25 protein-coding genes are annotated in these 20,167 nt (G+C 27.6%); 9 read left to right on the forward strand and 16 right to left on the reverse strand.

The genetic code is table 11. The annotated features are described in order from the left end of the window. Positions 1 to 93 precede the first annotated feature (93 nt). From KO506_RS15360 to dnaK, 3 genes are all read right to left on the reverse strand, one after another. Positions 94 to 831 (reverse strand): LytR/AlgR family response regulator transcription factor, encoded by a 738-nt coding sequence (locus KO506_RS15360; protein WP_215995811.1) that lies wholly within the window; start codon positions 829 to 831, stop codon positions 94 to 96. Beyond that, on the reverse strand, positions 824 to 3,715 hold the full coding sequence (locus KO506_RS15365) for a sensor histidine kinase (RefSeq protein WP_215995812.1): 2,892 nt from the start codon (positions 3,713 to 3,715) through the stop codon (positions 824 to 826). The genes KO506_RS15360 and KO506_RS15365 overlap by 8 nt, the downstream gene beginning before the upstream one ends. Positions 3,716 to 3,884: 169 nt before the next feature. Next, on the reverse strand, positions 3,885 to 5,792 hold the full coding sequence (gene dnaK / locus KO506_RS15370; RefSeq protein WP_215995813.1) for a molecular chaperone DnaK: 1,908 nt from the start codon (positions 5,790 to 5,792) through the stop codon (positions 3,885 to 3,887). A gap of 250 nt (positions 5,793 to 6,042) precedes the next feature. Here dnaK and KO506_RS15375 point away from each other — a divergent pair, with 250 nt between their 5' ends. Both KO506_RS15375 and KO506_RS15380 read left to right on the forward strand, forming a co-directional pair. Continuing rightward, positions 6,043 to 6,381 carry a DUF2853 family protein gene (locus tag KO506_RS15375; protein WP_215995814.1) on the forward strand — a complete coding sequence of 113 codons (339 nt, stop codon included), beginning with the start codon at positions 6,043 to 6,045 and terminating at the stop codon, positions 6,379 to 6,381. An 87-nt stretch (positions 6,382 to 6,468) separates the two neighbouring features. Beyond that, positions 6,469 to 7,893, forward strand: a complete 1,425-nt coding sequence (locus KO506_RS15380; protein ID WP_215995815.1) for an L-serine ammonia-lyase — start codon at positions 6,469 to 6,471, stop codon at positions 7,891 to 7,893. 91 nt (positions 7,894 to 7,984) lie between these two features. Here KO506_RS15380 and KO506_RS15385 read toward each other — a convergent pair whose 3' ends face one another. Together KO506_RS15385 and yaaA are read right to left on the reverse strand one after the other, a co-directional pair. Then, the gene (locus tag KO506_RS15385; protein ID WP_215995816.1) at positions 7,985 to 8,629 is read right to left on the reverse strand and encodes a SanA/YdcF family protein; all 645 of its coding nucleotides are present in this window, start codon (positions 8,627 to 8,629) and stop codon (positions 7,985 to 7,987) included. 2 nt (positions 8,630 to 8,631) lie between these two features. Further along, positions 8,632 to 9,390, reverse strand: a complete 759-nt coding sequence (gene yaaA, locus KO506_RS15390) for a peroxide stress protein YaaA (RefSeq protein WP_215995817.1) — start codon at positions 9,388 to 9,390, stop codon at positions 8,632 to 8,634. A gap of 215 nt (positions 9,391 to 9,605) precedes the next feature. On the opposite strand from yaaA, the gene KO506_RS15395 reads away from it, so the two are divergent. From KO506_RS15395 to KO506_RS15425, 7 genes are all read left to right on the forward strand, one after another. Beyond that, the gene (locus tag KO506_RS15395; protein WP_252726890.1) at positions 9,606 to 10,115 is read left to right on the forward strand and encodes an RNA polymerase sigma factor; all 510 of its coding nucleotides are present in this window, start codon (positions 9,606 to 9,608) and stop codon (positions 10,113 to 10,115) included. Positions 10,116 to 10,156: 41 nt separating this feature from the next. Continuing rightward, positions 10,157 to 10,690 carry a hypothetical protein gene (locus KO506_RS15400; protein WP_215995819.1) on the forward strand — a complete coding sequence of 178 codons (534 nt, stop codon included), beginning with the start codon at positions 10,157 to 10,159 and terminating at the stop codon, positions 10,688 to 10,690. 79 nt (positions 10,691 to 10,769) lie between these two features. Then, positions 10,770 to 11,642, forward strand: a complete 873-nt coding sequence (locus tag KO506_RS15405) for a hypothetical protein (RefSeq protein ID WP_215995820.1) — start codon at positions 10,770 to 10,772, stop codon at positions 11,640 to 11,642. A 45-nt stretch (positions 11,643 to 11,687) separates the two neighbouring features. Then, positions 11,688 to 12,161 carry a hypothetical protein gene (locus KO506_RS15410; protein WP_215995821.1) on the forward strand — a complete coding sequence of 158 codons (474 nt, stop codon included), beginning with the start codon at positions 11,688 to 11,690 and terminating at the stop codon, positions 12,159 to 12,161. A gap of 13 nt (positions 12,162 to 12,174) precedes the next feature. Next, positions 12,175 to 13,092 carry a hypothetical protein gene (locus KO506_RS15415; RefSeq protein ID WP_215995822.1) on the forward strand — a complete coding sequence of 306 codons (918 nt, stop codon included), beginning with the start codon at positions 12,175 to 12,177 and terminating at the stop codon, positions 13,090 to 13,092. A gap of 59 nt (positions 13,093 to 13,151) precedes the next feature. Next, a complete protein-coding gene (locus KO506_RS15420; RefSeq protein ID WP_068358662.1) occupies positions 13,152 to 13,478 on the forward strand; it encodes an ArsR/SmtB family transcription factor in 327 nt (108 codons plus the stop codon). A gap of 20 nt (positions 13,479 to 13,498) precedes the next feature. Next, positions 13,499 to 13,966: a DUF6428 family protein gene (locus KO506_RS15425; protein WP_215995823.1), complete on the forward strand. Its 468-nt coding sequence runs from the start codon at positions 13,499 to 13,501 to the stop codon at positions 13,964 to 13,966. A gap of 89 nt (positions 13,967 to 14,055) precedes the next feature. Here the strand turns inward: KO506_RS15425 and KO506_RS15430 are convergent, their stop codons facing one another. The 11 genes from KO506_RS15430 to folE form a co-directional block, all read right to left on the reverse strand. Continuing rightward, positions 14,056 to 14,418 (reverse strand): nuclear transport factor 2 family protein, encoded by a 363-nt coding sequence (locus tag KO506_RS15430; protein WP_215995824.1) that lies wholly within the window; start codon positions 14,416 to 14,418, stop codon positions 14,056 to 14,058. Between the two features lie 115 nt (positions 14,419 to 14,533). Further along, complete coding sequence (locus KO506_RS15435) at positions 14,534 to 15,835, reverse strand: cryptochrome/photolyase family protein (RefSeq protein ID WP_215995825.1); 1,302 nt, start codon at positions 15,833 to 15,835, stop codon at positions 14,534 to 14,536. Further along, the gene (locus KO506_RS15440; protein ID WP_215995826.1) at positions 15,836 to 16,300 is read right to left on the reverse strand and encodes an SRPBCC family protein; all 465 of its coding nucleotides are present in this window, start codon (positions 16,298 to 16,300) and stop codon (positions 15,836 to 15,838) included. It abuts the gene before it with no gap. A gap of 6 nt (positions 16,301 to 16,306) precedes the next feature. Continuing rightward, positions 16,307 to 17,104: a DUF3050 domain-containing protein gene (locus tag KO506_RS15445; protein WP_215995827.1), complete on the reverse strand. Its 798-nt coding sequence runs from the start codon at positions 17,102 to 17,104 to the stop codon at positions 16,307 to 16,309. Between the two features lie 15 nt (positions 17,105 to 17,119). Beyond that, positions 17,120 to 17,581: a TspO/MBR family protein gene (locus KO506_RS15450; protein ID WP_215995828.1), complete on the reverse strand. Its 462-nt coding sequence runs from the start codon at positions 17,579 to 17,581 to the stop codon at positions 17,120 to 17,122. 5 nt (positions 17,582 to 17,586) lie between these two features. Beyond that, entirely contained in the window at positions 17,587 to 17,754 is a 168-nt protein-coding gene (locus tag KO506_RS15455) for a Lacal_2735 family protein (protein ID WP_215995829.1), read from the reverse strand. A 5-nt stretch (positions 17,755 to 17,759) separates the two neighbouring features. Next, positions 17,760 to 18,233, reverse strand: coding sequence for a glutathione peroxidase (locus KO506_RS15460; RefSeq protein ID WP_215995830.1), 474 nt, complete (start codon positions 18,231 to 18,233; stop codon positions 17,760 to 17,762). Between the two features lie 13 nt (positions 18,234 to 18,246). Continuing rightward, positions 18,247 to 18,930, reverse strand: a complete 684-nt coding sequence (locus KO506_RS15465; protein WP_215995831.1) for an SDR family NAD(P)-dependent oxidoreductase — start codon at positions 18,928 to 18,930, stop codon at positions 18,247 to 18,249. A gap of 5 nt (positions 18,931 to 18,935) precedes the next feature. Continuing rightward, positions 18,936 to 19,151, reverse strand: coding sequence for a hypothetical protein (locus KO506_RS15470; RefSeq protein ID WP_215995832.1), 216 nt, complete (start codon positions 19,149 to 19,151; stop codon positions 18,936 to 18,938). An 83-nt stretch (positions 19,152 to 19,234) separates the two neighbouring features. Continuing rightward, positions 19,235 to 19,462 carry a hypothetical protein gene (locus KO506_RS15475; protein WP_215995833.1) on the reverse strand — a complete coding sequence of 76 codons (228 nt, stop codon included), beginning with the start codon at positions 19,460 to 19,462 and terminating at the stop codon, positions 19,235 to 19,237. A 3-nt stretch (positions 19,463 to 19,465) separates the two neighbouring features. After that, positions 19,466 to 20,164 (reverse strand): GTP cyclohydrolase I FolE, encoded by a 699-nt coding sequence (gene folE / locus KO506_RS15480; protein ID WP_215995834.1) that lies wholly within the window; start codon positions 20,162 to 20,164, stop codon positions 19,466 to 19,468. Between the last annotated feature and the right edge of the window lie 3 nt (positions 20,165 to 20,167).

Raw genomic sequence — 20,167 nt, forward strand, 5'->3', positions numbered from 1 at the left:
TAGTATTTGTGAAATTTACATAGTAATAGTTTCCGAACTGTAAGTATTTGTTTCCGAATTTAATTTTTAAGTTATAAATCTTAATTACTTCACTTACAAATGGTTTGTAAATATTTTTTCAAAATCATCTTTATGACCTTTACTAATTGGTACTTTATAACCGTTTTTTAAAATAACTTCTTTGTCTTTTTTAGAATAAGTTTTAATGGTATTTATATTAATAATCCATGATCTATGTGCTCTAATAAATTTTTCATCATCTAAGAATAAGTTTTCATAATAGCTAAGTTTTTTAGAAACTAAAAAAGTTTTATCATCTAAAAGATATATTTTAGAGTACATTCTATCTGCCTCAATACACAAGATATTATCTATTTGTACTATTACATAATCATTTTTATGAGGAATAGCTAATTTTTTATTGTTCTCTTTTAATAATTTATATCGATTTACAGATATTTTATTTTTTATATTATTTTCTACTTTTAGAATTGCTTCTTTTAATAAATCTACATCTATTGGTTTTAATAGATAATCAATTGCTGCTACTTGAAATGCTTTTATGGCATAGTTATCGTAAGCAGTTACAAAAATTATTTGGAAATTAATTTCTGAGAATTCTTCTAACAACTGGAAACCATTTTTTTGAGGCATTTGTATGTCTAAAAAAACAATATCTGGTTTGTTTTTTTTTATTAAAAGAACTGCATCTTTTACATTAGATGCTTCTGCTAAAATTTTTACATTACTACAGAAATCGTTTAATAAGTATCTTAAGTTTTCTCTTGCATTAATTTCATCATCTACAATTATGGCATTAATTTTAGTCATCTGAAAAAGTGTAGGGTATTTTAATAATTACTTTAGTTCCGTTATTAACATCTTCATATTTAAAACCAATATCGGTTTTATAATAATCTTTTAAAATTTTTAATTTACTACTTATCGATTTTGTAGAGAAAGATTTTTTTGTTTTATTTCTTTTATCATTTATTATTGTTGCTGCTTTTATGCCAATACCATTATCTATAATTATACAATTTAATGTGTCTTCTAAAATAAATTCAATATTTATAATACCAACACCATCTGTTTTATGTAATAATCCGTGGTTAATAGCATTTTCTATAAATGGTTGAATTATCATAGTTGGTATTTTTACATTATCTATAGATTCTGATCCAATAATTTTATAAGAAAAACCATCTTTAAAACGTAAATTTTCTAACTCTAAATATTTTTTTATGATAGATAATTCTTCATCAAAATAAACAAAACTCTTAGTGCTTAAGATTAGGTTTTCTCTTAATAGTGATGAAAATTTAGTTAGGTAATTATAGGCTTTTTGTTTTTCACCTTTTAGGACTAAGTTTTGTATAGAGTTTAAAGCATTAAATGTAAAATGCGGATTCATTTGAGACTGTAAAGTTTCTAGTTTAGAAGTTATTAACTCTTTTTGCATTCTTTCTTTTTCTATAGCTTGTTTTTGTTTTCTTTCTTTTTTTCTGATGCTTTTCAAGATAATTAACCAAAATAATCCAAATATTAGAATTGGTACTAAGAATACAAACCATATTTGTCTATAAAATGGTGCATTTATTTTTAATGTTATCGTTTTTTCTAAAGATTGTTGTTGTTGATTAAGTTTTATTGCTTTTAATGTAATATTATAATTACCTGGTGCAAGATTATTAAATGTAACTTGATTTATCCCTTTTTCAATAGTATTCCATTTAGGTTTATCAGAACCATCTAATAATTTGTATTTATAAGTAATATCACTATCACCTAAAAAACCGTTTGTCTGAAAATTAATTTTTATTTTTTTTTCGTTAGATTTTAATTCATAATTTACTTTCTCTGTAACTTTTTCATCATTTATTAAAATAGATGTAAAGTAGAAATCAAGAATTTTACGGTCCAAAAAAACTTTTTCTTTATTTATTTTAAATAAGCCTTTATTTGAGCTAAAATAAATATGTTTTTCAAATGGAATTATTTCTGAAATATTAAAAGAATTTAAACCATCTTTTTGGGTAAGGTTTTTAAATTTTCCAGTTTCAGAGTTTAATAATTGTAAACCTTTATCTGTAGTAACCCAAAGATAATTACCATCTCCTTTTATTTTACCTGCTTGGTTAGATAATAAACCATTTTTAGTAGTATAATTAATTACAGGTTCATTGTTTTTAAGCCCAATTATACCGTCTTTTAATGTAGATATCCAAATTATACCATTATTTGTTTCATCTATATCTATAGCAATTATAGGTTGATTTTTAAATTTTATTTTTGTGCTTTCGTTATTTTCTGAATGTTTTTCTACACCATCAACATAACCAACAAACATTTCTTTATTCTTACTATAATGTGTTGTATATGCTCTAGTTCTTCTTAAAATTTTGCTTTTTTTATTGTTAATATTAGTAACTCTAGCTGCATCATGTAAGGCATTAAGTATGTAGTTATTGTCTATTACAACAAAATCTTTAGCATTTCTTAAAAAATCATCTCTTACTAACTCTTTCTTTTTCTTATCATAAATTAATGAGTAATTATTTAAGCTTAAAAATACCTTTTCTTTATTTTGGCCAATATCATATATTTTTTTAGTGTACTTATTTTTTATAAAATTTAATTTGCTTTTTTTTATATTTAATATGGCTAAATCTCCTTTTACAGAACCCAAAAAAAGTGCATCTTTATCTATTTTAGATAATGCACTTATATTCGATTTTTCTTCTGGAATATCATATTTTTCTATATATAAATTAGGTATTATATAAATTCCATTTCTTAAAGATACAAACCAATAATTATCATCTCTATCTTTTAATAGGCCACCCACATCTTTTCCTATAAAATAGGTGTTAATATGTTTTAGCTTTTCGTTTTTTATAGTGTAGGTATAAACGCCTAAATAAGTACAGAGCCAAATTTGATTATTTACTTCATAAATATTTATAATTTCGTTATTATCAAATATTTTAGGAAGCTTTATTTCTTTTAGTTTATCGTTTATTTCATAAAATAGTTTTGGTTTTATTTTAGAATTTACAACATTGTATGCATAAATTAAATTCTTTTTTTCATAAGAATGTATAGACCATTTATTAAAACGAAAATCTTTATAACCGTCTAAATTATATATTATTTTAGGTGATGAATTTTTAGTTGTTCGAAATATTTTATAATCTCTATAGATGTAAAGAGTATCGGTTTTTCTTTTGTTTTTTATTAAAACCCCTTTATTAAACTCTCTTAACTCAGAAGGATTGTCTATTGCATAAGTGTAAATACCTTTCATGGTATTTATTAATATTTTATTTTGATGAAAAGCAAAAGAAGTAATTATTCCATTAGTTTCATGACCTATATCTAAAAAAAGTGATAGTTCATCATTCTCAATAAAAAAAAACTGACCAGAAATATTATTACACCAGATTCTACCTTTTGAGTCTAATTTTAATCCAAAAACAGATAAGCCTCTTTTTTTTTGATGAGTGTAATTCTTAAAAGTTTTACCATCATAACGAAAAAGACCTTTATTAGCAGCAAGCCAAATAAAACCTTTGCTATCTTCAATAATATCGTAGAACTCAATATCAGGCAAACCCTCTTTATCAGTTAAATGATGAAAAATAGGGTGCTGAGCATTTATTTTAATTGAAAGAAATAAAAAACAGAAAACAAGAAATAAAGTAATTCTTTTCATAATGTTTAAAACAACTGAACCAAAAGTAATTAATATTAATAGAAAAACCCATTGCAATTTTTTGCAATGGGTTTTTTAATATTAAAAAAGATGTTTTCTTTTTTGAAATTTCTTTTTAAAGGAAATAAGTGAATTACATAAAATTTCTATCGAAATTTTGTTATTCTACTTATTTTACTTCTTCGAAATCTACATCTTCTACATTATCTCCTTGGTCTGCACCAGATTCTGGTTGTCCTTGAGCTTCTGCACCAGGATTACCTCCTTGAGCAGCTTGTTCAGCAGCATACATTTCTTCAGAGGCAACTTTCCAAGCTTCATTAATCTTTTCCATAGCAGCATCAATTTGTGCTAAATCTTTAGATTCATGAGCAGCTTTTAATTCTACTAAAGCAGCTTCAATTGGTCCTTTTTTATCCGCAGATAGTTTATCACCAAATTCTTTTAATTGCTTTTCTGTTTGAAAGATCATAGAGTCAGCTCCATTTACTTTTTCTGCAGTTTCTTTAGCAGCTTTATCAGCATCAGCATTTGCTTCTGCATCTTGTCTCATTTTTTCGATTTCTTCTTCAGATAATCCAGAAGAAGCTTCGATTCTAATTTCATGAGATTTGTTTGTTCCTTTGTCTAAAGCAGAAACTTTAATAATACCATTTGCATCAATATCAAAAGTTACTTCAATTTGAGGAACTCCTCTTTGTGCTGGTGGTAAACCATCTAAATGGAAACGACCAATTGTATTATTATCTGCAGCCATTGCTCTTTCACCTTGTAAAACGTGAATTTCTACAGATGGTTGATTATCAACAGCAGTTGAAAATACTTGTGATTTTTTAGTAGGAATTGTTGTGTTTGCATCAATTAATTTTGTGAAAACATTCCCCATAGTTTCAATACCTAATGATAAAGGTGTAACGTCTAATAACAATACATCTTTTACATCACCAGTTAAAACTCCACCTTGTATTGCAGCACCTAAAGAAACAACTTCATCAGGATTTACACCTTTACTTGGAGATTTACCAAAGAATTTTTCTACTGCTTCTTGTATTGCAGGTATTCTTGTAGAACCACCAACTAAGATAATTTCGTCAATTTCAGAAGTTGATAAATCAGCATTTTTTAAAGCTGTTTTACAAGGCTCAATAGTTCTTTTGATTAAATCGTCTATTAATTGCTCAAATTTAGCTCTGCTTAAAGTTCTAACCAGGTGTTTTGGTCCGCTTGCAGTAGCAGTAATATATGGTAAGTTAATTTCTGTTGAAGCAGAAGAAGATAATTCAATCTTTGCTTTTTCAGCAGCTTCTTTTAAACGTTGTAAAGCCATAGGATCTGTTGTTAAATCCATGTTTTCTTCCGCTTTAAATTCTGCAGCTAACCAATCAATAATTTTTGCATCAACATCATCTCCACCTAAGTGTGTATCTCCATCTGTAGCTAATACTTCAAAAACACCATCTCCTAATTCTAAGATAGAAACATCATGTGTTCCACCACCAAAGTCAAAAACAACAATTTTTTTATCGTCATGTGCTTTGTCCATTCCATAAGCTAAAGCAGCAGCTGTAGGCTCATTGATAATTCTTTCTACTTTTAAACCAGCAATTTCACCTGCTTCTTTAGTAGCTTGTCTTTGTGCATCGTTAAAATATGCAGGTACTGTAATTACAGCAGAACTTACATCTGTTCCTAAATAGTCTTCAGCAGTTTTCTTCATTTTTTGAAGAACCATTGCAGAGATTTCTTGTGGTGTATATAAGCGACCATCAATATCTACACGAGGTGTATCATTATCTCCTTTTACTACTTTATAAGGTACTCTCTTAATTTCGTTAGAAGATTCAGAAAATTTATTACCCATAAAACGTTTAATAGAAGAAACGGTTTTTGTAGGGTTAGTTACTGCTTGTCTTTTTGCTGGGTCACCAATTTTACGTTCTCCTCCTTCTACAAAGGCAACAATAGATGGTGTGGTTCTTTTTCCTTCAGCATTAGGAATTACAACTGGCTCATTACCTTCCATTACAGAAACACATGAGTTTGTTGTTCCTAAATCAATTCCAATTATTTTACTCATAATAATTATTTTATATTAATTTTTTAAATTCAATTTTACAATGTGTATTAGTCAAAGGCTGTGCCAACCGCTTTTTGCATAGAAATTGTCAGTTTTTTTTTAAAAAGACATTCATAGTTGTGACAATATGACACAACTTGTAAAACCTACATCTCAACGAATTCCACTTTACATAACGCATTTATTTTTATATATTTGAGTAATTCTTAAGAAATTAAAGAATCCTAATAATTAACTTAAATAAAAAACGATGAGTAAATTTGACGAGAAAGTAGCACAGTATTCTAAATTTATGGATGAAAAAGGGCTAAAGTATGATGCAGACTTATTAAAAGCTGTAACAAAAGGTTTAGGTCCGTCTATTTATAAAAGAGATGCTGAAACTGTATCTGGTTCAGACGCTAAAGAATTAGCCACTGTAAAAAAGAACTTTTTAATGAAAAAGTTAGGTTTAGATGATACACCTGCTTTAGATGAAGCAATTGCTAAAGTAATTGAAGCAATTGGTAAATCAGAAAGAAGTAAATACAGAGCTGTTGTTTATTATATGTTAGCTGTTGAATTTGGTAAGGAATCTATTTATAGCTAAAATAGAACTTTATAATTATTATAAAAAATCCAACTCATTGAGTTGGATTTTTTACTTTTACAGCCTAAAATTTAATCGCTTTTACGAATGTCGCAATTTATTAGTGTTTTTGATATGCTTAAAATAGGTGTTGGCCCATCAAGTTCGCATACATTAGGTCCTTGGAGAGCTGCCCAAGAATGGGTTAGTAATTTGAGAACTACTAATTTGTTTGATAAAATTGATGCAGTAAAAGTAGATTTATATGGTTCTTTATCTCTAACAGGTAAAGGGCATGCAACTGATTTAGCAATTCTATTAGGTTTAAGTGAAGCAGATCCTGAATATATACCCATAGAGGATATTGCCATTATTGTAGATCGTATTAACACACAAAAAGAAATTTATTTTAAAGGCGGCAAAAAAATCCCTTTTTATAAAGAATCTATTGTTTTTAATCGAGATTTTTTACCTTTTCATTCTAATGGTGTCACTTTTAGAGGTTTCTCAGAAGGAGTAGAAATATCAACAGAAACTTATTATTCTATTGGTGGTGGTTTTATTATTCAAGAGGATAATAATCTAGAGGACGAAATAGAAATTAATAAAAAGAACTTTCCTTATCCTATAAATCGTGCCAAACAATTAGAAGAGTATTGTGAAAAAGAAAATTTGCTAATTTCTGATATCGTTTTTAAAAATGAATTAGAAATTAATTCAGAAGAAAAAATTGATGCTGAATTGAATAGAATTTGGGATACCATGTTAGAGTGCATGTATATTGGTTGTCATACCAAAGGCATACTTCCTGGAGGCTTAAATGTAAAACGTAGAGCTTTTGACATTCAAGAAAAGTTGATAAAAGATGCAGTCTACACAAACCCTAAAGAATGGATTACTGCCATTAGAAGTTCTGAAGTAAAATTTAGAGAAATTCTAAAATGGGTAAGTTGTTTTGCGCTTTCTGTAAATGAAGTAAATGCTGCTTTAGGTAGAGTAGTAACAGCACCAACAAATGGAAGTGCAGGAGTAATACCAGCAGTTTTAATGTATTATTTAGTAATTGAAAATCATAATGCTGGTTTTAAAGAAATAAAACAGTTTTTGTTAACTGCTGGCGAAATTGGCAGTATTTTTAAAAAAAATGCTACAATATCTGCAGCAATGGGTGGTTGCCAAGCAGAAATAGGTGTTTCTTCTGCAATGGCTGCAGCAGCTTTAACAGAATTATTAGGTGGTACACCAGCACAATCTTTAGTAGCAGCAGAAATAGCAATGGAACATCATTTGGGTTTAACTTGCGATCCTATTGGAGGTTTGGTACAAGTACCTTGTATAGAACGTAATTCTATGGGAGCAATAAAAGCGATTAATGCAGCAGAAATGGCTTTAGAAACCAATCCTAAAGAAGTAAAAGTACCTTTAGATAAAGTAATAGATACCATGTGGGAAACTGCAAAAGATATGCACAAAAACTACAAAGAAACCTCAGAAGGAGGTTTGGCTATAAATGTTGGTTTAGCAGATTGTTAGAGTTTAGTCTATTAGTACACAGTTTGCAATAGACAGTGAGCAGTAACAGTGTAAATTAAAAAAAGTCATTGTTATTTTAAGTAATAAATCTTTATTTAATTTCTATTTTATCGCCTAAAAATTTGGGTTTTACATCAAAAATAATATCCACAAAAACTTTAACCCTAGCAAGGTATTCTCTGAATTGAACTTTAATTCCTGATTTTCCACTTACATCTTTTGCATTGAATCCGATTGCTTTTATATTAAAGTGTTCTGCTAAATAAATAGCTCTTTCATTATGAAATTTTTGTGATATTATGGTTACCGAATTTTGACCAAATATTTCTTTTATTCTTATAACAGAATCTAAAGTTCTAAAACCTGCATAATCTAAAAATATTTTATTTTCCGGTATTCCAGCTTTTATTAAATCGTTTTTAAAATCTGTGGGTTCATCATAACTTTTTGAGCCATTATCTCCACTAATAACTATAAAATTTATTTTACCAGATTTAAATAAATTAATTGCAGCATCTAACCTGTATTTGTAATACAGGTTTATATATCCATTTCTTAAATATTTTGAGGTTCCTAGAATTAATCCAATTTTATTTTCAGGGATATTTTTAGTTTCTGAAAAAACTTTTTCAGTTGCATTTTTTTGAATAATTATATTAGATATGAAAATGCTAATTAAACAAAAGAGACCAAAAAACAGTAAAATCTTAGATGATTTAATGATCAGTTTTTTCATTATTATCTAGTAAAAACCAATTCTGTATCACTAGACATTTCTTCAGAAAAACGATATTTATCAACATTAAAACCTTTTAAATCTTCTATAGTTTTAACGTTGTTTTCTATTATGTAACGAACCATTAAACCACGAGCAATTTTAGCATATGTCATTATGGTTTTATATTGTCCGTTTTTAAAATCTTTAAAAACAGGTGTAATCATTGGTGTTTTTAAAATCTTTTTAGGCAAAGCTTTAAAATATTCTGCACTTGCTAAATTAATGAGTAATTCATCATCTTCTAATTCATTATTCAAAGATTTAGCCAAAGTATCATCCCAAAATTTATATAAATTATCTTTTCTGCCAACTTTTAATTTTGTGCCCATTTCTAATCTGTAAGGCTGTATTAAATCTAAAGGTTTTAATAAACCATATAAACCCGATAAAATACGTAATCTATCTTGCAGTAAAGGCAATTTCTCTTCAGCTAAAGAGTTTACATCAATACCTTGAAAAACAGCACCAGTAAATGCATAAATTGCTTGTTTTGAGTTTTCTGGATTAAATGGTGTTGTCCAATTTTGATTTCTATCATAATTTAATGCTGACAAATCTTTTGAAATTGACATTAAATCTGATAACTTATTTTTAGAGAGCGTTTTAAGTTTTTTATTTAGTTTTATAGATTGATCTAAAAAACGTGGTTGTGTATGTAAACTTGTTGGTACTTTACTTTCGAAATCTAAAGATTTTGCTGGAGATATAATGATTTTCATTTGTTATAATTTTCTAATGTAAAAATACTAAGGTTTCTAAAACTTCTCAAAGAAACACATCAATTTATATTGATAAAACTATTTGAAAAATTTATCAGATTTAATGGGTTTGCCTTTTTCTGACTCTAAAATCAAACTATTTCATTTATCTTAGGTCTAAAGAATAGTAATCAACCAAAAATAACTTGAGTAAAGACGCTGAGCTTGTAAAAAAGTTGAAGAATCCTGCACTAAAAGATAAAGCTTTTAGTGAGTTGCTTAACGTCTATCAAGAACGTTTGTATTGGCATATAAGAAAAATTGTGGGTACGCATGAAAACGCAGATGATGTGTTGCAGAACACCTTTATCAGAATTTATAAAAGTATTGCTAATTTTAAAGAAAAGAGTAGTTTACATACTTGGATGTATAGAATTGCGTATAATGAATCTATCCGTTTTTTAGATAAAAATAAAAAAAGAAGTTATCAAAATATAGAAACGGTTTCTGATACTAGTTTACAAGTTTTATTTGAAGATGAATATTTTGATGGTGATGAAATTCAGAAAAAATTAAATACAATTATAGACGGATTTAAAGAGAAACAAAAACGTGTTTTTCAAATGAAATATTTTGATGATTTAAGTTTTAGGCAAATTTCTGAGGTTTTAGACGTTTCTGAAAGCACATTAAAATCGACCTATTATGCAGCCGTTAAAATTATTGAACAAAAAATATTTTTATAATTATAAACTAAATAAACTTAGAAGGGTCTAAGAATTATAATATGGAAAAGTCAACAGAAAATAATAAAAATCAAAACTTTTTAAAAGAAGGTTTAAAAGGTGATATTTCTACACATCATAAAGAATATTTGGGCACAACTATTCCTAAAGATTATTTTGCACAATCTAAATTGTCAATTTTAGATAAAATTAAAGAAGAAGCTAGAGTAGAAGAGGATTCAAAAAAACAAAATGTTTTTTATCTACAACCACAGTTTAAATATATTGCAGCAGCAACTTTAGTTTTTATATTAAGTCTTACAGTTTGGCTACAAAATAGTAACAATTCAAATTTAGAAATTGAAACTAATTTTGAAGAATTTACTTTTTCTGATGATGTTTTAATCAACTCTTTACTAATAGAAGATTTAGAAATAGATGCTTTTGCAGAAGCTACATTATTTAATGAAGTTGTGGTAAAAGCAGAGCTTACTGAACAAAAAATTGATAACTTAATTTTAAATTCACTTATTGTAGAAGATTCATTATTAGATAATTATATAGATGATGAGTTGCTAGAAACCATTATTTTATAAAAAAAATAAAAAATTTTCAAACTATTTTAAAAATTGTAGTTCTAAATAATTGAATCAAAATTAATTAAAAACAAAAATCATGAAGACCACAATTTCTAAAGAAAGCATTTTAAAATCTAGCATTTTATTTTTTACAATTTCTGCTTTAATTTTATCAGCATTATTATTTACATCTTGTTCAGATACTACAAGTGTAGAAGTTACTGACGATGAAGAATTAATTGAACAAATAGAAAGTGCAGACAAAACAACAATAGTAGAAGCAAGTTTACCATCAGCAACATCATCAGCATTAAATGGAGATTTAGCAGATAGTTTTGTAGAAACTGTTCAATTGGCTACAGAATTAGGATATCAAGTTGCTTTAGTTTCTGATAATCTTTCTTATGAAGATACAAAAACAGATGTTTTCTTTTCTATACAAGGTCGTCAATTAAATAGCACAAGTTCTAAAAGAGGAAGAAGTAGAAGTAAATGTTTTGAGTTTGTTTATCCTATAGATTTAATAATGCCAGACGATTCTTATATTACTTTAAACAGTGCAGACGATTGGAGTTTAAAGAAAGATTGGTATGCAGCAAACCCAGATGCTACAGAAAGACCAGAATTAGTTTTTCCTGTAGATGTTACTTTAGAAGATGATACTGTGCAAACTTTATTAGATAGTGATGAGTTAGCAACTGTAAGATCTTCTTGTAAAAGTGGTAAAGACAAAAGAAAATGTTTTAAATTGGTATTGCCAGTAAGTTTTACAATGGAAGATGGAACAGTGATTGAAGTAACAGAAAGAGCAGATTATAAATTGATAAGAGAATGGAAAAAAGCAAATCCAGATTTTACTGTAAAGCCAACTAAAATTTTTCCACTAGATATTGAATATAAAGATGGTACAATAGAAACTATTGCAGATGAAACAGCTTATGAAGCTGCTAAAGACAGTTGTTCAATTTAATTTGTAAATTTGTACTTTAGATTTTTTGCAGTGTAAAATAAAAAAATGAAATTAAAAAACATCATATTAACAGTTAGCTTTTTAGGTTTGATGCTATTTAATACAAGACTTTTTGCTCAAGATTCTAATTATAATTTGATTAAAAAAGAGCTTACCCAAAAGCAAATTGATTTGTTACAGAAAGAAAGAGAGGTTATGAAAACAAATCGCGAAACTTTTAAAGCATCTTTAACCACAGAGCAATTGGCTATTTTAAAAGATAAAACCATTTCTAAAACAGAAATGAAACAACGTTTGGTAGCTACATTTTCTGCAGATCAAAAAAGTATGGTTCAGAGTCAACAGGTTCGTTTAAGAAAAACTAGAGAAAGTTTTAGTAAGACTTTAACTAGCGAGCAAAGAAAAATGCTTAAAGAACGAATTGACAAAATCAGAAACTCTAAAGATAGAGGAGAGTTGAAAAGTGGACCAAGGATAAATAACGAAAAAGATAAAAAAGTTAGAAATAAAGAAGATTAGCTTTTAACTATTTATGGTGCATCTATATAAAGGATTAAAAACAACTTTACAGGTTTTAGGGTTGCTATTGTTTTCAATGGCAACCTCTTTTTGTTCTTATGCACAAGATAAAAATTTGGATAATTTAGAAGATTTAGATGGTTTAATTGATGAACTTTTTTTTAATGATCAACAATTTTTAGACGAATTATTAGAGAGCGATTTTTCTTATAATTTTTTATACACATCCCTTTCTTACAACAGCAATACCTATTTTTCTGGTAGAGATTCTGGCACAGATCAGTATAATATAATTCCTCAAGTTTCTTATTATCATTCTTCTGGTTTTAATGCCAGTATTTCTGGTATTTATTATCAAAATTTTGCCCCAAGTTGGGATTTTACCAGCCTGTCAGTAGGTTATTTTAATACTTTAGGAGTTACAGAAAATATCACTTATAATTTGGGGTACACCCGTTTTTTGTATTCTGATGATTATGATGTTTTTACAAATTCTTTGGATGTAAGTTTAGGCATCAGAAATATAAAACGCACTATAGGTAGCACATTAGCAGTTTCTTATATATTTGGTACAGACCAATCTTATCAAATAGTATCTAATACTTATGCCAACATCAACCTAAAAAGAAAACCAAATTTTGCTTTAAGGTTAAGACCAAACATTAGTTTTGTAATAGCAAATCAGAGTATAACTTTTGATGTTAGAAGACTAACAGCTTCAGGATATAAAACATATAAATATACCCAAAATGTGTTTGATTTATTAAATACTCAAATTTCATTTCCTATGTCACTTTCTACCAATTCTTGGGATTTTGAGTTAGGTTACAATTTAAATTTACCAAATGCCCTTGCAAACGAACCTGATGTAAACATAACAAGTTTCTTTAACCTTTCTGTAGGTTATATGTTTGATTTAAATAAAAAATAGAGATTTACTTTTTTATTTAACCACTTAATCGTAATATTACAATAAATAAATATATTAATATGGGTTTAACTAAATCAGAAATATTTACAGACGAACAAAATGAAATTGCAGCTATTGCAAAGGTATTAGGTCACCCAGCAAGAATTGCCATTTTAGATTATATCATCAAATTAAAATCTTGTGTTTGTGGAGATTTAGTAAAAGAAATTGGTTTAGCACAACCCACTATTTCTCAGCATTTAAAAGAATTAAAAAAAGTAGGAATTTTAAAAGGAACTATAGAAGGTACCAGTGTTTGTTATTGTATAGATGATGAAAATTGGAAAGAAATAAATAATAAATTGAGTAAATTTTTAAGTAAAAATCCTACTGAAAGTTGTTGTTAAAAATTTTAAAAAGACAAAATATGAAGTTATCAGAAATTAAAAACCACCTAAATAAATTAGAAACTATTGGTTTTCAATTACCAAATGGAGAGTTAGTTCCTGCACATTTTCACGTAACAGAAGTAGGTAGAATAACAAGAGATTTTATAGATTGTGGAGGTAAAGTAAGAAGCGAAACTGTTATCAATTTTCAACTTTGGGAAGAAAATGATTACGATCACAGATTGCATCCAGAGAAATTAGTTAAAATTATAGAATTGTCTGAACGTATTTTTAATTTTGATGATTTAGAAATTGAAGTAGAATATCAAGGTAAAGAAACAATTGGTAAATACAATTTAGATTTTGATGGTAAAAACTTTTTATTAATCTCAAAAATTACTGCTTGTTTGGCATTAGATGCCTGTGGAATTCCAGAAGCAAAACCAAAAGTAAAAATAGCAGAAGTAGAGAGTTCTTGCTGTAACCCAAGTTCTGGTTGTTGTTAAAAAGAAAGTAAATTCTGATTTAATTTAGCGTAGAAAAAATAAAAAAAGCTTCAAGAAATTGAAGCTTTTTAAGTCAAGAATAATAAATTTTACATCGAATAGAAAAATTGCTCAGTTGCAATTTTGCCATCTTCTACACTAAAAACGCAAACTTCTTCCATTTGTTGTCTTCCTCTACTTTTAAATGTTACATCAAAAGCCATTTTACTAGAAAAGTGTTTACCAGCAATTAAAGGTTCAGAAATTTCATTACTATGAAATTCAATAACATCATCTAACCATTGTTTACTTTTTTCTAGAACTTCTGTTTTACCTGTAAGCACTTCTCCATAAGGTACTCCTGGCATTTCTTTACTAACAATATTATCTGCATAAAGTTCTTCTATGCACTCAATATTTTTACCTTCAAGGCACATTTGTTTCCATTTTGTAGCTACTTCTAATGTATTCATAATTTTAAGTTTTTAGTAATTGCTTAAAGTTATAAAAAATTGAAATACAAAATATTAAATAATTGTTAGTTTTATTGATTTAAAAAAAATCACAATTTTTAAGAACACAAGTTTATTAAGAGACTGCTTGTTTATAAATTTTTAGACAACGTTCTCTAGCAGCTTTATGTTCTACAATTTCTTTGGCGTAGGTTAATTCTTCAAATTCTGGCACCCATTTTTTTATATATTGTAAATCTTTGTCAAACTTTTTAATTTGAGTTGTAGGATTAAATATTCTAAAATATGGTGATGCATCTACTCCAGAACCAGCCACCCATTGCCAATTACCAACATTGCTTGCCATTTCATAATCATGTAATTTTTCTGCAAAATAAGCTTCACCCCATCTCCAATCAATTAGTAAATGTTTGCATAAAAAACTACCCACTAACATACGCACTCTATTGTGCATAAAACCAGTTTGGTTTAGTTCACGCATACCAGCATCAACTAAAGGATAACCAGTTTGTCCTTTACACCAAGCATTAAATTCGGCTTCGTTATTTCTCCAAACAATTCTATCGTATTTGGGTTTAAAACTATCGTTTACAGTATGTGGAAAATGCCATAGAATTTGCATAAAAAATTCTCGCCAAATTAATTCCTTTAAAAAAGTAATATTATTACTTTTTTGCCCCTTTTCTACCATTTTTCTGATGCTAACAGTTCCAAATCGTAAATGTGTGCCTAATTTTGATGTAGCATCCTTTGCTGGGAAATTTCTAGTTTCTTCATAATCATCAATTAATTTTGAAGAAACTTTATAAGAAGCAACTTTTATTTTAGATTTTGTAAAACCAATATCAGATAAACTTAAAAAAGTATTATTTTCTTTTTTGATAAAATTACCTAAATTTTCTTCTGATGGATAAAATTGAAGTCCTTTAAATTGAAAAGCTTCTAACCATTTTTTTGAGTAAGGTGTGTAAACTTTATAAGCTGTTCCATCTTGCTTTACAATTTCATTTCTTTCAAAAATTACTTGATCTTTATAAGTTTTAAAATCAATTTCTTTTGATGCTAAAAAATCTTTAATTTCTAAATCTCTAGTTTTAGCATAAGGTTCATAATCGTGGTTTGTAAAAACAGTATCAAGATTATATTTTTCTGATAATTCTTGATAAATTTCTTTCGGTTTTCCTTGAAAAACAGCCAAAGAACTTCCAACTTTTTTTAATTGATTATTTATGCTCTCTAACTCTTGATGAATAAAAGTAACACGAGCATCATCTTTTGGTAATTTTGATAAAATATCATCATCAAAAATAAAAATAGGTAAAACTTTATTATCAGATTTTAATGCATGATATAACCCGCAGTTATCCTCTAAACGTAAATCTCTTCTAAACCAAAAAATGTTAATTGCTGATTTCATTTATTTATATTCCCCAAAAAGTTCATGTAATTTTTTTTGTCTGTAAGCAAATATTTCCTCCAATTTTGGTTTTACCAAAAAAGGATGTACTATTTGGCCTAAAATACCCATAGGTAATTTGTAATCTATAATATCTTCCATTTCTACACCACCATCAATTTTTTTAATAAAATGTTTGTGATGCCATAAAGCATAAGGTCCAAAACGTTGTTCATCAACAAAATATTCTAATTCTTTAACGTGTGTAATTTCGGTAACCCATTTTGTTTTAATCCCAAGAATTGGAGTAACAATATATTGAATAATTTGCCCTGGATACATAGGTTTATCTATATCAGAAATAATATCAAAACTCATGTAATCTGGTGTAATTGTTTTTAGGTTTTTTGGGCTAGATAAAAATTTCCAAGCTTTTTCTAAAGAAATTGGTAAATTTTGTTTCTTATGTAAAGTGTAGATTTTCAAGGTTGTTTATTTTAAAATGGGTTTGGTATTATTTGATTCTTTATTTTTTATTAAATCATTAATTCCGTCCCAAAGTTCAATTCTTTTTAACAATGCTTTTCTTGCTACGATATTTGCATTTTTCCATTTTTCATCATCATTACCACAAAGTTCTGCAACCATTTTTAGAGAAAGTGGCCCATGTTCATCTCCATCAAGTTCTATATGTCTTTTTAAATAATACTTTAGTTTGTAGTATAATTTATTATCTGCATCAGCATTTTGTAGAATTTCTATAAACATATCTGGTATAATATCTTCTCTACCAAAAGTAAAAGCTGCTGCAATTAAATGTGGTTCTTTAGTATTAATAATAGAAAATGTAAAATTTAATAAATCTACAACTTTTTGGTTTAACTGTGTTTCACTAAAAGCATAATTTAATTCATTACCATCAGAAATTAAGTCTATAAATGTATCTATTTTATTAGTTTTTGCACCAATTTGATGCATGGCATCCATATACATTTCAAAATGACTTTTAGGTACACCAATTTCATTTACATCACTTTCTTCTTCGCGAACAATTTCGTTTATAAACCTTGATAATGTTGGGTTTTTTGGTGGTGTCCAAGGAATATTTACATTTGTTAAATGATTTTGTAAACTTTTTAAAAGCGACATAAAATCCCAAACAGCAAATACGTGGTTTTCCATAAAAATCTTAATATCATCTAAAGAATTTAAGTTTTTATAGAGTTTATGTTCCTTAAGTTTTGTTCTTAAATCAGCTATATTATTTTCAGTTTTTTGTATGTTATTCATACTACTTTTTGTTATTTAATTATGAATTAAAATGTAAAGATTTAAAGAAGTGGCAATGCACAACCAGACCATGTAAGGTAAAAGTAAATATTTATAATTATTAACTTTGGTGCTTAATTTAAAAAAATAAATAAATAGTAGAGACGTTAATAACACAATGGTAATTAAGCCAAACAGTACTAGATGTTTATTAAAGAAAATATAGTTCCAGCTTACATTTAAAATAAATTGAAAAAGAAAAATAATTTTCATTTTCAAAGAATTTTCCACAGTAAATAATTTGGCTAAATACACAGAGAAAAAAAACATTATTAAAGTCCAAGCTACACCAAAAACCCAACCTGGAGGTGTCCAAGGAGCTTGATTTAAATTAACGTACCAATCTGAAGTTGGCCCATTATTCATTAACAAACTACCAATGGCTAAACCAACAAAATTAATTACTAAAAATAAAAAAGTAAGTTTTAATTGTTTCATATTTATTATGCTTGTAAAGATTCTATTTTCTTTAAAAGAGTATCTGCTTCTAAATATTTTTGATCGCTATCACTTCTATTTATAGATTGTAATTTATAAGCTTCTTCCATTAATTTTTTATATTTCTCTTGAAGCTTTTCTATTTCTGATTTCTTTTTAAATAATCCAAACATTCTATCTATTTTAAATGTTTTGTAATTTTAGAACTTAATGGTTTTGTAATTGAAAAATAATAATCAATTAATTTACCCTCTGGAGAAACTAAATATTTTTGAAAGTTCCATTTTACAGAAGAGCTTTTTTTATCGTTGAAATCTTTTTTAGTGAGCCAAGAATATAGAGGATGTTGGTTAATTCCTTTTACATCAATTTTTTCAGTAATTAAAAAAGATACGCCATAATTTACTTGGCAGAATTCTTGAATTTCTTCTGATGATCCTGGTTCTTGACTTCCAAATTGATTACAAGGAACACCAATTACAACTAACTTGTCTTTATAGGTTTGATGTAGTTTTTCTAATTCTTTATATTGAGGTGTAAAACCGCATTTAGAAGCCACATTTATAAATAAAATGTATTTCCCTTTAAAGTTTGATAATTGTATAGGGTTATTCTGGAGACTATTAATCTCTATATTATAAATATCAGTCATAAATGTAATGTTGTTATATTTTAAAACTTACAATACCACAGTCTAACTCAAAAATTTGACCAGATATAGATTTTGCTTTATCAGAAATTAAAAAAGTAGCAAGATCTGCAACTTCATTTGGATCCAAGATTTTTTTAAGAGGATGACGTTCTTTAATGCTGTCTATTAAACGTTCGTTACGTAATAATTTAGCTGCTAAGTCAGTATCTGTTACAGTGGGTGCAATTGCGTTTACACGAATCGTTGGTGCAAATTCTGCACCTAAAGATTTTGTAAGACCTTCTACAGCAGATTTTGCTGCAGCAACACTTGCATGAAAAGGCATCCCTAATTTTGCAGCAACAGTACTAAATAATACTATTGAAGGATTGCTTCCTTTTTTTAATGAAGGTAAATAATGTTGAATTGCCTTTACAGCACCAATAACATTAATTTCAAAATCGCTTCTGAAATCTTCTAATTCAAGTCTAGAAATTGGTTTTAGATTGATACTACCAGGACAATAAATTAACGAATCTATTTCATCAATACCTGGTAAATCATCTTTAAGAATATCACACGAATAGTGTGTTAAATTACTGTGAGGCTGCAAAGGCGCAGTTCTGCTAATGTTAATAATTTTGTTTTCATTAACCAAAGCATTGATAATTGCATTACCAATTCCTTTGCTTCCTCCAATAATTAAAATTTTAGTCATTTGCTTTAAGGTCTTCCTTTCAAGCGCTTTTCAATTTTTTGTTTAACTGCTGTTAAGCGCTTCATTTGATCCATTATTTCTGGATCTTTTTCTTGTTTGTAAACTTCATTAAGCTCTAATATTAAAGCTTTTACCTCTCTAGAGGCTAAAATACGGTCACTTGTGGTTTTAAATGAGAATTTTCTGTTCTCAAACTCTACAGCTCTTTCTAATAAATTCATTCTTTCGTTTCTCTCTTTTATCTAATATCTAATTTGGCAATATAATTATAAAAGTTAGAACTGCAAGAAAAATCTGAAAAATATTATGCTGCTGTTAGTGGTTTCCCTTTTAAACGCTTTTCAATTCTTTGTTTTATGGCCGTTAATCGTTTCATAATGTCCATTATATTTTTGTCTTTACTTTTTTTATAAACTTCGTTTAAGCTTAAAATTAAAGATTTTGCTTCTCTTGCTGCTAAGATTCTGTCGCTTGTAGTTGGGAATCTCATTTTTCTTTTTTCGAATTCTAATGCCTTGTCAATAAGTTCCATAACTTAATATTTTAATGTATTTTGTAATTCAAGAATTTTATCTTGGTTGTTAAATTTACCACCAAAGTAAGAAGTTACTGTGGATGAAGTATCGTCTTTAATTCCTCTAGATGATACACATAGATGTTTTGCGTCTATTATAACTGCAACATCTTCTGTTTCTAATATGTTTTTTAATTCTTCAGCAATTTGATTTGTTAAACGTTCTTGTACTTGTGGTCTTTTTGCATAATACTGTACAATTCTATTTAATTTTGATAAACCAATAACTTTACCTGATGAGATATAGGCTACGTGTGCTTTACCAATAATGGGTACAAAATGATGCTCGCAATTAGAATAAAACGTAATGTTTTTTTCTACCAACATTTGGTTATATTGATATTTATTGTCAAACAATGCCACTTTTGGTTTGTTGGCAGGATTTAATCCTGAAAAAATTTCATCTATATACATTTTGGCAACTCTTTTAGGAGTGCCTTGTAAAGAATCATCAGTTAAATCAAGCCCCATTACATCCATAATTTCAGAAAATAAACCTTCAATTTTTTCTTTCTTTTCATCATCAGAAAGTAAGAATGCACCTCTTTTCATTGGGGTTTCTAAACCAGTGTATAAATGGTCATCTCCAATTTCTTCGAATGAAAATCCATTTAATTTTTGGTCTGTTTGTTTTTCTTTTAATACTACTTCTGTAATCATTAT

This window comes from Polaribacter vadi, from assembly GCF_018861005.1.
Taxonomy (GTDB): domain Bacteria; phylum Bacteroidota; class Bacteroidia; order Flavobacteriales; family Flavobacteriaceae; genus Polaribacter; species Polaribacter vadi_A.